Source organism: Streptomyces sp. URMC 126 (assembly GCF_051386555.1).
GTDB lineage: Bacteria > Actinomycetota > Actinomycetes > Streptomycetales > Streptomycetaceae > Streptomyces.
The window spans coordinates 1-10,905 of record NZ_JBPQTX010000239.1; the positions used below are offsets into that span (position 1 = coordinate 1).

Consider the following 10,905-nt stretch of genomic DNA (forward strand, 5'->3'; position numbering starts at 1 on the left):
GGGGGGGGGGGGGGGGGGGGTCCGCGGGTGCGGTGGAGGGCGCGGCGGGCCGCTAGAGCGGCCGGACCCGCTCGGCCCGGTCGAGGGTGTCCATGAAGCGCCGGAAGCGCTCGGCGGACTCCTCGCTGCCGGCCGTCACCGTGAACTCCTCCGGCGACATGACGGCCGCGAGCCGTTCGCGCGTCTCAGGGTCGAGCGCATCCCAGGCCGCCCGATCCAGCCGTGACTGCGCCGCAGTTTCCGCACTGCCAGTTTCCATTGTTGAGTTGCCTCATGTCCGAAGATCCACATGCAGGACAGTTCATGTGCGTCTCCTACGGGATGATGTCAGCCGGTCGCCAACATCGGTAGGGGCAGTCTCTCCGGCCCCCTCCGGCCCCTCGCCGGCCGCCCCGGCCCCCGGTGCCCGGCGGGCGTTCAGGCCCAGAGCTGCCCGTGCAGGGCCGCCACCGCCGCCTCGGTGGTGGGCGCGGTGTAGAGGCCGGTGGAGAGGTACTTCCAGCCGCCGTCGGCCACGATGAAGACGATGTCGGCGCGTTCCCCGGCCCGTTGGGCCTTCCGCGCGACGCCGAGCGCGGCGTGCAGGACGGCGCCGGTGGAGACGCCCGCGAAGATGCCCTCCTCGGCGAGGAGTTCACGGGTGCGGCGTACGGCGTCCTCGGAGCCGACGGAGTAGCGGGTGGTGAGGACCGTCTCGTCGTAGAGCTCGGGCACGAAGCCCTCGTCGAGGTTGCGCAGGCCGTAGACGAGGTCGTCGTAGCGCGGTTCGGCGGCGACGATCCGGATGTCCGGGACGTGTTCGCGCAGGTAGCGGCCGACGCCCATCAGGGTGCCGGTGGTGCCGAGACCGGCGACGAAGTGGGTGATGCCGGGGAGGTCGGCGAGGATCTCCGGGCCGGTCGTGGCGTAGTGGGCGCCGGCGTTGTCGGGGTTCCCGTACTGGTAGAGCATCACCCAGTCGGGGTGCTCGGCGGCCAGCTCCTTGGCGACGCGCACGGCCGTGTTCGAACCCCCGGCCGCCGGCGAGGAGATGATCTCCGCGCCCCACATGGTGAGCAGCTGCCGCCGCTCCTCGCTGGTGTTCTCCGGCATCACACAGACGATGCGGTAGCCCTTGAGGCGGGCGGCCATGGCCAGCGAGATGCCGGTGTTGCCCGAGGTGGGCTCAAGGATCGTGCGGCCGGGCGTCAGCCGGCCGGCCTTCTCCGCCTGCTCGATCATGTGCAGGGCGGGGCGGTCCTTGACGGACCCGGTGGGGTTGCGGTCCTCCAGCTTCGCCCAGATCCGGACGTCCCCGGAGGGGGACAGCCGGGGCAGGCGGACCAGCGGGGTGTCGCCGACCGCGGCCAGCGGGCTGTCGTACCGCATGCCTAGCGGGCCCCGCCGGCGACCGCCGGGAGGATGGTGACGTTGTCGCCGTCGGCGAGTTCGGTGCCCAGGCCGGCCAGGAAGCGGACGTCCTCGTCGTTCAGGTAGACGTTGACGAACCGGCGCAGCCCGCCGCCCGCCTGCTCGTCCACCAGCCGCTCGCGGATGCCCGGGTGGCGGGAGTCCAGGTCCTTGAAGAGCTCGTCGATCGTGGCCCCGGCGCCTTCGACGGCCTTCGCGCCGTCGGTGTAGGTCCGGAGGATGGTCGGGATGCGTACCTCGATGGCCATGGTGGTGCTCCTCGTCGGAGTGCGGAGAGGCTTGCGAGAGCCGGGGGCGCGGGGACGGAACGGATGTTCTCCCCGGACAACCGTCGGCGCATGCTATCGATTCCCCGCCCCGCTCCCCCATGGCCGTCCCGGTCGGCGGGACGCCGCGTTCCGGCTGGTGGGACGGCCGGGCCGGCGCTCAGTACGCGGGGACGACCCGGACCTCCTCCTCGGTGATCTCCCCGGCCACGATCCGGAACGAGCGGAACTGGAAGGGGCCGGAGCCGTCGGTGTCCGCCGTGGAGACCAGCACGTAGTGGGCGCCGGGCTCGTTGGCGTACGAGACGTCCGTGCGGGACGGGTACGCCTCGGTGGCGGTGTGCGAGTGGTAGATGACCACCGGCTCCTCGTCGCGGTCGTCCATCTCGCGGTACAGCGCGAGGAGATCGGAGGAGTCGAACTCGTAGAACGTGGGCGAGCGGGCGGCGTTGAGCATGGGGACGAACCGCTCGGGGCGGTCGCTGCCGGCCGGTCCGGCGACCACACCGCACGCCTCGTCGGGGTGGTCGGCGCGGGCGTGCTCGACGATCCGGTCGTACAGGGCCTGGGTGATGGTCAGCATGCGGGCCAGCATAGGTCGGTGCCGACGGGCCCCGGCCGGGCCGTGACGGACGCCACTCGCCGGCCCGAATCCCTTGAGGGGCGGCGCCGGGGCCCCGGAAACGCGACGGGCCCGCCGCGCACCAGGGGGGAGGGTGCGGGCGGGCCCGAGTGCCCGGCGGAACGCCGGCGTCAGGCGGCCTGGTCGACGCTTTCCCGCGCCGCGGCCGAGTAATCCTTGCGCTCGAAGGCCTGCGGGTTGCGGGCCTTGAGCACGAAGTACGACACGACCATGATCGCGGCCCAGATCGGCGCGCAGTACAGCGAGATGCGCGAGTCCTTGTCGATGCCCATCAGCACGATCACCATGCCGATGAAGGCGAGGGCGAAGAGGCTGGTCCAGGGCGCTCCGGGGGCCTTGAACTCCGACTGCGGCAGCTCGCCGCGGTCGGCCTTGCGGCGGTAGCGGAGCTGGGCGAGGAGGATCATGATCCACGCCCACATGCCGGAGATGGTGGCGAAGGAGACGACGTACTCGAACGCCTTGCCCGGCCACTGGTAGTTGATCCAGACACCGACGAGCATGCACGCGGCGGAGACGGTGGTGCCGCGCAGCGGCAGCCCGCGCTTGGTCAGGACGCCGAAGAACTTCGGGCCCTGGCCGTTGAGGGCCAGGTCGCGCAGCATCCGGCCGGTGGAGTACATGCCGGAGTTGCAGGACGACAGCGCCGCGGTGAGGACCACGAAGTTGACGATTCCGGCGCCGGCCGGCAGGCCGATCTTGGCGAAGGCCGCGACGAACGGGCTGACGCCCGGCTCGAAGACGGTCCAGCTGACCACCGACAGGATGATGATGAGCGCGCCCACGTAGAAGACGGCGATCCGCCACGGCACGGTGTTGATGGCCTTGGGCAGCGTCTTCTTGGGGTCGGTCGCCTCGCCCGCGGTGACGCCGACGAGTTCGACGGCGAGGAACGCGAACATGACGATCTGAAGCGTCATCAGCGTGCCGCCGATGCCTTCGGGGAAGAACCCGCCGTCGGACCAGAGCAGCGAGAACGAGGCGGTGTCACCGGCGTCGGAGAAGCCGAGGGTGATCACGCCGATGCCGATCAGGATCATGCCGATGATGGCGGTGACCTTGACCATGGAGAACCAGAACTCCAGCTCGCCGAAGAGCTTCACGGAGATCAGGTTGGCCAGGTAGAGGACGGCCGTGAAGACCAGGGCCGAGGCCCATTGCGGGATGTCCTTGTCCCAGTACTGGACGTACTTGGCCGCCGCGGTCACCTCGGTGATGCCGGTGACCACCCAGAACAGCCAGTAGGTCCAGCCGGTCACATAGCCCCAGAACGGCCCGAGGAACTCACGGGCGTAGTCCGAGAAGGAACCCGAGACCGGGCGGTACATGAGGAGCTCGCCGAGCGCCCGCATGATGAAGAAGATGACCAGGCCCGCTATCGCGTAAGCCAGGATGAGACTCGGTCCGGCCTTGGATATGGCCGTGCCGGCGCCGAGGAAGAGCCCCGTGCCGATGGCGCCACCAATGGCGATCATCTGGATCTGTCGGTTGCCCAGCCCCCGCTGGTAACCCTCGGAAGCTTCGCCGCTTCCGTCCCGCTCGCCGGCCTCGCCGACGACGCGGTCCGCGACCTGCTCAGAGGTCATGGTGGAACGCCTTTCTCCATACCGATCCGGATGATCCGGATCGGGTTCCGATCCCCCCGGATGGAGTCCTGCACGTGCCGACGGTCGGTCGGCGATAGCGCTCCCGCTCCACGACATGGGTGGCGTCGGTGGATGCAGGTCGTGAAGATTTATCACGGGTAATACGTAGATCGCCAGTTCGAATGTGGGGCAGGCCACAGGCATAACGAGGCGAACCCCGTGAATAGGGCGTTCCCCGGCACCTCGGTAATGGGATCGTTATGCGGACACTATGACCCGATGAGCGGACGCAGGCGTCCGTGGGGAGGGTACGCCCGGCCCGTGAAGGGTCACGGCGCGATGGAGCGGCGGATTCCGGACGCCTCGGGCCGGCCTAGCGCGGGCCCAGCGTCTCGATCAGGGTCTCCTGGAGCCCGCCGAGCCACAGGTAGGCCATCACCATCGGCTTGCGGGGGTCGTCGTCCGGTAGCCGGAAGAGGGCGTCGCTCTCGTCCTCGTCGGTGATCTCCAGCCGGGCGGCGATGGTCAGCCGGAGGTCGTTGAGCGTGCCCAGCCACTGCCGGGAGCCCTCCGGCGTCAGCCGGAGCACGGCCGCGCCGCCCCCGGGGCCGTCCGCCGGGGAGAGCCCGTCCAGCGAGCGGACCACCGCCAGGCCGTCGTCACGCTTGCGGGCGCGCAGGTCGTTCTCGGTGTAGCGGCGGAACTCGGCGGCGTACGCGCGGGCCTGCTCGTCCGGCTCGGCGCCGGGCGTGCCGTAGGCGTCGGGGAAGAGGCGGGCCAGCGCCGGATCGGCGGGCGGCTCGCTGGGGCCCTCGGCGAAGAGGCGCGCCAGCGGATCCTCGTCCGCGTCCGCGGGCCCGTCCTCGGGGCCGATCAGCTCCAGGAGCTGCACGGTGAGGTTGCGGAGGATGGAGATCTCGATCTCGTCCAGGGCGATGGCCGCCCCGCCGCCGGGCAGCGGCTCGAAGTGGCCGGACATCAACGGTCCTGCGACAGGGTCGCCCACAGGCCGTAGCCGTGCATCGCCTGCACGTCGCGCTCCATCTCCTCGCGCGTTCCGCTGGAGACCGTGGCGCGGCCCTTGTGATGGACGTCGAGCATCAGTTTGCGGGCCTTGTCCTTGGAGTAACCGAAGTACGCCTGGAAGACGTAGGTCACATAGCTCATGAGGTTCACGGGGTCGTTGTGGACGAGGGTCACCCACGGAACGTCGGGTTCGGCCACGGCGAAGGGGGATTCGCCCGTCTCCGGACGTTCGATCTCGACAGGTGCCACACTCACGCCCGCTCCACGCCTCGCTTCTCCGTCGGGACACGGCGGTCCATACGCACTTCCCATGCTGCCACTTCGCGGCCTCCGACGCACAAACGGCCCCCCGAAATCGTCACTCTGACGAGTATTCGCGGTAGCATCCGGACGACGCCAGAACGGGAATGCGAGGTAGGGCCAAGTGAACGCTGCGGACCTGGGGCTGCCGGTGGCTGTGCCGTCGACGGCGCTCTTCACCGACCGGTACGAACTCACGATGGTGCAGGCCGCGCTCCGCGCCGGGACCGCCGGCCGGCGGTCGGTGTTCGAGGTCTTCAGCCGCCGGCTGCCCGAGGGCCGCCGGTACGGCGTGGTCGCCGGCACCGGCCGCGTCCTGGACGCCGTCGAGAACTTCCGCTTCGACCCGGGCGTCCTGGAGTTCCTCGCCGACCGCGGCATCGTGGACGCCCCGACGCTGGACTGGCTCGCCGGTTACCGCTTCCGCGGCGACATCTTCGGCTACCCCGAGGGCGAGGTGTACTTCCCGGGCTCGCCGATCATGCGGGTGGAGGGCACCTTCGCCGAGTGCGTGCTGCTGGAGACGGTGATCCTGTCGATCCTCAACCACGACTCCGCGGTGGCCGCCGCGGCCTCCCGGATGGCGGTCGCGGCGGGCGGCCGGCCGCTGATCGAGATGGGCGCCCGGCGCACCCACGAACTGGCCGCCGTCGCCGCGGCCCGCGCGGCGTACGTGGGCGGCTTCGCCACCACCTCCGACCTCGCCGCCGGTTTCCGCTACAACATCCCGACCGTCGGCACCAGCGCGCACGCGTTCACCCTGCTGCACGACAGCGAGCGCGACGCCTTCCGCGCCCAGGTCGACTCGCTGGGCGGCGGCACCACGCTGCTCGTCGACACGTACGACGTGACGGAGGCGGTCCGGATGGCGGTCGAGATCGCCGGGCCGGAGCTCGGCGCCGTCCGCATCGACTCCGGCGACCTGCTGCTCCTCGCCCACCGGGTGCGCCAGCAGCTCGACGAGCTGGGCGCCCACAAGACGAAGATCGTCGTGACCAGCGATCTGGACGAGTACGCCATCGCCTCGCTGGCCGCCGCCCCGGTGGACGCGTACGGCGTCGGCACCCAGCTGGTCACCGGAAGCGGCCACCCCACCTGCTCCATGGTCTACAAGCTGGTCGCCCGCGCGGACTCGGCCGACCCGGACGCCCCGCTGCGGCCGGTCGCCAAGAAGTCCATGGGCGGAAAGATGTCCCTCGGCGGACGCAAGTGGGCCGCCCGGCGCACCGACGCGGACGGCGTAGCCGAGGCCGAGGTCGTCGGCACCGGGCCGGTGCCGGAGGAGCTCGCCGGGCGGCAGTTGCTCGTGGAGCTCGTCCGGGGCGGCGAGGTCGTCGCCCGGGAGCCGCTGGACGCGGCCCGGGACCGGCACACCGCCGCCCGCGCCGGACTGCCGCTCTCCGCCACGCAGCTGTCGAAGGGCGAGCCGGTGCTGCCCACGGAGTACGTCTGAGCCGGGCCCGGCAGGACCCGTACGGGCCCGACGCGACTCCCTAGGGGCCGGGCCCGTAGGGCCCCTCCGCCGCCGACGCACCGTCGGCGTACCTCCGACCGCCCCCTGTGCCCCTCCCCCCGTCCCAGGGGACTCACTACCCTCGGTCACAGAGAGTTCGAACAGAATCGCAGCCGCCGCGGCTCCGGTCGCGGCACGCCGTACCGGAGCAGCCGGTCACGCATCGCCGGCTGCGTCGCCGCCCGCTCGTCGGCCGAGGGCCCTTCCGTAAAGGATCAAGCGCCATGAACCGTGCACTGATCATCGTCGACGTGCAGAACGACTTCTGCGAGGGCGGCGCCCTCGCGGTGGCGGGCGGCGCCGACGTGGCGGCGGCGATAACCGACCTGGTGGCCGAGGCCACCGCCGGTTACGCCCACATCGTCGCCTCCCGCGATATGCACATCGACCCGGGCGACCACTTCTCGGACCACCCGGACTACGTGGACTCCTGGCCCGCCCACTGCGTGGCCGGCACCGAGGGCAGCGGATTCCACCCCAACCTGGCGCCGGCCATCGCCTCCGGAGCGATCGGCGCGGTGTTCGACAAGGGCGCCTACGCGGCCGGCTACAGCGCCTTCCAGGGCGCGGACGAGAACGGCACCGGCCTCGCCGACTGGCTGCACGCCCGGGATGTGACCGAGGTCGACGTGGTGGGCATCGCCACCGACCACTGCGTGCGGGCGACCGCGCTGGACGCCCGCCGCCAGGGCCTCGTCACTACCGTCCTGCTGGACCTCACGGCGGGGGTGGCGCGGGAGACCGTCGACAGCGCGCTGGAAGAGCTGCGCGGGGCGGGCGTGGAGCTGGTGGGCAAGCCCGTGGTGGGCTGAGCGTCGGGTCAGCGGTGGGGAGAGCGTCGGATGCCGGCGGGGTCCTCGGTCCGCCGTCGCGCCGGAAGCGCCTCGTCCCACCGCGCAGGGGCCGCCGGACGTCAGGCCGCTCCCGCCGGGCGGCGCAGCAGCCGCGCTATCGGATGCCACCACTCCGTCTCGTCCTCCGGAGCCGACCGCCACACCAGCCCGTCCGGGTGATGGAGCGCCGCGCTCACCTCGTCCGGGGTCGGCGGTTCGCTGTTCCCACGGAGGAAGACCGCCCGGAGGCCGAGATTCCGCACCCGGGTGAGCGCCCGCTGGCGGTTGGCGGCGTGCACCAGGACCCGTACCCGCGTCCCCGGCCGCGCCTCACCGCCGGGCGGGCTGGGCAGGGACAGGGCGACGACCACACTGCCGTCCGGGAGCTTGACGAAACCGCCGCCGGCCATCCGCATCACCCTCCGTGGAACACTCCGAGTCGGTATCCGTGTCAATAAGACAACGCCCCTCACGCATCCAACCCCGATCGACGACGACCCGCCAGGGAAATCCGGAAATACGGCTCTGACCTGCGGTTTTCTCTCCCTCTTAGATGATCTTCCGGGTTTCCGGCCGCCCGCCACCCGGCGTCTCCCCCGGCCGGGTCCGGACACGTGTCAGCAGTGGGGGCGCCCGCGCCGGGCGGACACGCGGGCGCGTTCGTTCCACCACCCGGGCGGGCCGGCCGCGCCCCGCGCCTCTCACGCCTCGGGACGATGGGCAAGGGTGTGCTTACCGGCCGTTCCCCTAGGGCAGAGAGGACCGTAGAGTCTTTTTGCGGTACGTACCTGTGGGCTCTGCACCCCACCATCCCCCCGAGGACGGATTCCGTCATGCCGCGTCCGACGTCAGCACAGATCGTTTACGGCTCGGCCACCGTTGTTCTCTCGACCCTCGTCATGCTGCTGCTGTCACGGACGGGTTCGGGCGTCGGGATCGCCGTCGTCGCCCTGGGCGCGCTGGCGCTCGGTCTGCTCGTGGCCGCCCTGGTGCCCGGCGCGCGGCGCGCTCCACGGGCGGTGGAGCCCCCCGTGCGCCGGCCCGCCGGAGCACGGCCGGCGGGCGCGCGGATGGGCGAGCACTCACTGCACGGCTGAGACCACCACCGTCTTGGCCGCCTTGTCGTGGATGCACTGCTGATACGGCTTGTCCCAGGTGCACCACAGGACGTTCACCAGCCAGAAGAGCGGTCCGCAGCAGGGCACGATCCACGGCAGGCAGTAGACGGCGGCCCGGATCCAGCCCGCGGCGCTCCGCGGCACGGCGCCGTCCTCCAGCATCGCGACGCGGATGCCCGTCGCCATCTTGCCGACCGTCTGGCCGCGGGCCGTCAGCATCAGGCCCTCGTAGATGAAGTAGACGATCGCGACGAGGACGCTGAGACCGGTGTTCTTGGTGTTGTCCTCGGCCGGGTCCCAGTGGTTCCAGAAGAACGCCGAGTAGATCAGGCTGACCGGAACGAAGACGATCAGGAAGTCGATGATCCGCGCGAGCAGGCGCTTGAGGCGGCTCGCGAGCGGCGGCATGCCGGCCAGCGGGTCCGCCGCGCCGTACCCGTCCCCGTAGGGGTTCCCCGGGCCGCCGGGCGGGGGCGGCCCTCCGGCGCCGTAGGGGTCGCCCGGGCGGGGCCCGGCCCCGTACTGGCCGCCCCCGGGGGGACCGCCGGCGGGCGGGCCGCCGCCGGGCGCTCCCCCGTACGGCGGAAGGTCCTCCGGCGGCTTCTTGCCGAACGGGTCGTTGTCCTGCGGCTGGTCCGTGCTCATGGCCCGAGTACACCTCGGAGGGCGGGCCACCGCATCCGACCGTATGCCGTTCGAGTTGCCGCCGGGTGGGGGCCGGGGGCCGGCTCCGGCCGGCGGGGCTTGACGGTCGGGTCCGGCGCTCAGCCCCGGCCCGACGCGACGAAGGTACGAGCGGCCTTGTCGTGCCAGCACTGCCGCCAGGGGCGGTCGAACAGGCACCACAGAGCGTTGAGCACCCCGACCGCCACCACGCCCAGCAGGCTGTACACCAGCCAGCGGCGGAGAGCGGCGCGGAACCGCGGGGTGTCGTGCGACTCGATGTCCAGCACCCGCACTCCGCACAGCTTCTTGCCCAGCGTGCGGCCCCAGGCGGAGGTCGGCAGCACCTCGTAGAGGACGCCGCCGAGCAGGAGCGCGGCGAGGACGACGGCGAGGTACGTGCCGGTGGTGCCGTCGAGCAGCCAGACGGTGACGGTCTCGCCGGACCGCTTGGCCCGGTCCACCTTCTCGTCGATGTGGCCGACGGCCTTGGTCCAGAGCGGCAGCGCGACGGCGGCGACGGCCCCGCCGAGCACGGCCGTGTCGATCAGCCGGGCCGCGAGGCGTCGCCCGAGCCCGGCCGGACGGCCCTCCTGGCGGGCCGCGAGCAGGAAGGGGTTCTCCGTCGGCGGCTTCCACGGCGCCGGGGCCGCCTGCTCCGGGCCGGGCGCGGCCTGCCGGTCCGGCACCGCCTGCTGGGCGGGGAGGGGCTGCGCGGGGGAGGCCGGCGCGGGCTGCGGGGCGGCGGGGGGCGGCTGCGAGGCGGCGGCCGTCTGCTGGACGGGCAGGGACTGGGCCTGCGCCTGCGCCGGTCGCTGCGGGGTCGCGGAGTGGATGGGCTGCTGTGCGTGCTGGGGCTGGTGATGTGGCTGGGCTTGGTGCTGGTGGGAAGGCTGGGCTTGCGGCTGCGGCTGGGGCCGGCGCTGCGCCTGCGACTGGGCCTGAGGCTGCTGAGCCTGCGGAGGCTGCTCCTGCGGCGTCCACCCGGCGTAGGGCGAGAGCCCCTGGCCACCCTGCTCCGGACCGCCCTGCCCCGGCCCCTGCACCCGACCCCGCTGCCCGGCCGGAGACCGAACCGGCGTCTGGGGCTGAGGCTGTGGCTGTGCCTGGGGGTGTGGCTGGGGCTGGGGCTGGACCTGCTGCGGAAGCGGGGCTGCCGTCACCGGCCGAGGGGTCGGGTCCGGCTCCCGGGGCCACGGCTCCTCGCCGGGCCGCCAGGCCTCGTCGCCCGGCCGCCGGGGCCGGTCAGCGGACGGCGCGGCCGAGGCGGGCCCACCGCCGCCCGACGGGTCGTGCGGGGGGCGGCCGGTCTGACGTCCGCCCAGATCGACGGTCCCCTCGCCACCGCGCGGCCCGGCGGGGCCGGTCAGCCGCGGGTCACGGGTACCCGGAACGGACCGTTCCGTCGCGGCCCGGCCGCCGTCCCAGCCACCGCGCGCCTCGGGCACCGCAGGGCCACCACCGCCGTACCCCCGGTCGTACCCCTCCCCGTAACCGGCTCCTCCGGTTCCGCTGCCTCCGCTGTTTCCTGGGGCCCCTCCCGACCC

Annotated in this window: 13 protein-coding genes; 3 read left to right on the plus strand and 10 right to left on the minus strand. The window is 72.4% G+C overall.

Annotated elements, in window-relative coordinates; translation table 11 throughout:
• Positions 1-185: 185 nt before the first annotated feature.
• The 7 genes from ACSNOK_RS24475 to clpS all read right to left on the minus strand — a co-directional run bounded on the left by ACSNOK_RS24475 (position 186) and on the right by clpS (position 5,243).
• Positions 186-305 (minus strand): hypothetical protein, encoded by a 120-nt coding sequence (locus tag ACSNOK_RS24475; protein ID WP_152262506.1) that lies wholly within the window; start codon positions 303-305, stop codon positions 186-188.
• A 112-nt stretch (positions 306-417) separates the two neighbouring features.
• Entirely contained in the window at positions 418-1,368 is a 951-nt protein-coding gene (locus ACSNOK_RS24480; RefSeq protein ID WP_436782919.1) for a PLP-dependent cysteine synthase family protein, read from the minus strand.
• Positions 1,369-1,370: 2 nt separating this feature from the next.
• Complete coding sequence (locus ACSNOK_RS24485) at positions 1,371-1,658, minus strand: MoaD family protein (RefSeq protein ID WP_436782920.1); 288 nt, start codon at positions 1,656-1,658, stop codon at positions 1,371-1,373.
• A gap of 178 nt (positions 1,659-1,836) precedes the next feature.
• On the minus strand, positions 1,837-2,259 hold the full coding sequence (locus ACSNOK_RS24490) for a Mov34/MPN/PAD-1 family protein (RefSeq protein ID WP_436782921.1): 423 nt from the start codon (positions 2,257-2,259) through the stop codon (positions 1,837-1,839).
• Positions 2,260-2,429: 170 nt separating this feature from the next.
• The gene (locus ACSNOK_RS24495; RefSeq protein WP_436782922.1) at positions 2,430-3,905 is read right to left on the minus strand and encodes an amino acid permease; all 1,476 of its coding nucleotides are present in this window, start codon (positions 3,903-3,905) and stop codon (positions 2,430-2,432) included.
• Positions 3,906-4,278: 373 nt separating this feature from the next.
• Positions 4,279-4,884: a DUF2017 domain-containing protein gene (locus ACSNOK_RS24500; RefSeq protein WP_436782923.1), complete on the minus strand. Its 606-nt coding sequence runs from the start codon at positions 4,882-4,884 to the stop codon at positions 4,279-4,281.
• Positions 4,884-5,243: an ATP-dependent Clp protease adapter ClpS gene (clpS, locus tag ACSNOK_RS24505; protein WP_436782924.1), complete on the minus strand. Its 360-nt coding sequence runs from the start codon at positions 5,241-5,243 to the stop codon at positions 4,884-4,886. The genes ACSNOK_RS24500 and clpS overlap by 1 nt, the downstream gene beginning before the upstream one ends.
• A 112-nt stretch (positions 5,244-5,355) precedes the next feature.
• Here clpS and ACSNOK_RS24510 point away from each other — a divergent pair, with 112 nt between their 5' ends.
• Positions 5,356-6,684, plus strand: a complete 1,329-nt coding sequence (locus ACSNOK_RS24510; RefSeq protein WP_436782925.1) for a nicotinate phosphoribosyltransferase — start codon at positions 5,356-5,358, stop codon at positions 6,682-6,684.
• 284 nt (positions 6,685-6,968) lie between these two features.
• On the plus strand, positions 6,969-7,556 hold the full coding sequence (locus ACSNOK_RS24515) for an isochorismatase family protein (protein ID WP_436782926.1): 588 nt from the start codon (positions 6,969-6,971) through the stop codon (positions 7,554-7,556).
• A gap of 101 nt (positions 7,557-7,657) precedes the next feature.
• Here ACSNOK_RS24515 and ACSNOK_RS24520 read toward each other — a convergent pair whose 3' ends face one another.
• Positions 7,658-7,987 (minus strand): hypothetical protein, encoded by a 330-nt coding sequence (locus tag ACSNOK_RS24520; protein ID WP_436782930.1) that lies wholly within the window; start codon positions 7,985-7,987, stop codon positions 7,658-7,660.
• A 423-nt stretch (positions 7,988-8,410) separates the two neighbouring features.
• Here ACSNOK_RS24520 and ACSNOK_RS24525 point away from each other — a divergent pair, with 423 nt between their 5' ends.
• Positions 8,411-8,674 carry a hypothetical protein gene (locus ACSNOK_RS24525; protein WP_436782927.1) on the plus strand — a complete coding sequence of 88 codons (264 nt, stop codon included), beginning with the start codon at positions 8,411-8,413 and terminating at the stop codon, positions 8,672-8,674.
• Here ACSNOK_RS24525 and ACSNOK_RS24530 read toward each other — a convergent pair.
• Together ACSNOK_RS24530 and ACSNOK_RS24535 are read right to left on the minus strand one after the other, a co-directional pair.
• Complete coding sequence (locus tag ACSNOK_RS24530) at positions 8,660-9,340, minus strand: RDD family protein (protein ID WP_436782928.1); 681 nt, start codon at positions 9,338-9,340, stop codon at positions 8,660-8,662. The two genes, ACSNOK_RS24525 and ACSNOK_RS24530, sit on opposite strands and share 15 nt — an antisense overlap.
• Positions 9,341-9,459: 119 nt before the next feature.
• Entirely contained in the window at positions 9,460-10,404 is a 945-nt protein-coding gene (locus tag ACSNOK_RS24535) for an RDD family protein (protein ID WP_436782929.1), read from the minus strand.
• Positions 10,405-10,905: the final 501 nt, after the last annotated feature.

What these genes read in the sequence shown, in the direction of transcription:
- ACSNOK_RS24525 (WP_436782927.1), top strand. Translation starts at nt 8,411, where the DNA reads ATGCCGCGTCCGACGTCAGCACAGATCGTTTACGGCTCGGCCACCGTT.
- ACSNOK_RS24500 (WP_436782923.1), bottom strand. Translation starts at nt 4,884, where the DNA reads ATGTCCGGCCACTTCGAGCCGCTGCCCGGCGGCGGGGCGGCCATCGCC.
- ACSNOK_RS24485 (WP_436782920.1), bottom strand. Translation starts at nt 1,658, where the DNA reads ATGGCCATCGAGGTACGCATCCCGACCATCCTCCGGACCTACACCGAC.
- ACSNOK_RS24480 (WP_436782919.1), bottom strand. Translation starts at nt 1,368, where the DNA reads ATGCGGTACGACAGCCCGCTGGCCGCGGTCGGCGACACCCCGCTGGTC.
- ACSNOK_RS24530 (WP_436782928.1), bottom strand. Translation starts at nt 9,340, where the DNA reads ATGAGCACGGACCAGCCGCAGGACAACGACCCGTTCGGCAAGAAGCCG.
- ACSNOK_RS24490 (WP_436782921.1), bottom strand. Translation starts at nt 2,259, where the DNA reads ATGCTGACCATCACCCAGGCCCTGTACGACCGGATCGTCGAGCACGCC.
- ACSNOK_RS24475 (WP_152262506.1), bottom strand. Translation starts at nt 305, where the DNA reads ATGAACTGTCCTGCATGTGGATCTTCGGACATGAGGCAACTCAACAAT.
- ACSNOK_RS24520 (WP_436782930.1), bottom strand. Translation starts at nt 7,987, where the DNA reads ATGGCCGGCGGCGGTTTCGTCAAGCTCCCGGACGGCAGTGTGGTCGTC.
- ACSNOK_RS24515 (WP_436782926.1), top strand. Translation starts at nt 6,969, where the DNA reads ATGAACCGTGCACTGATCATCGTCGACGTGCAGAACGACTTCTGCGAG.
- clpS (WP_436782924.1), bottom strand. Translation starts at nt 5,243, where the DNA reads ATGGGAAGTGCGTATGGACCGCCGTGTCCCGACGGAGAAGCGAGGCGT.
- ACSNOK_RS24495 (WP_436782922.1), bottom strand. Translation starts at nt 3,905, where the DNA reads ATGACCTCTGAGCAGGTCGCGGACCGCGTCGTCGGCGAGGCCGGCGAG.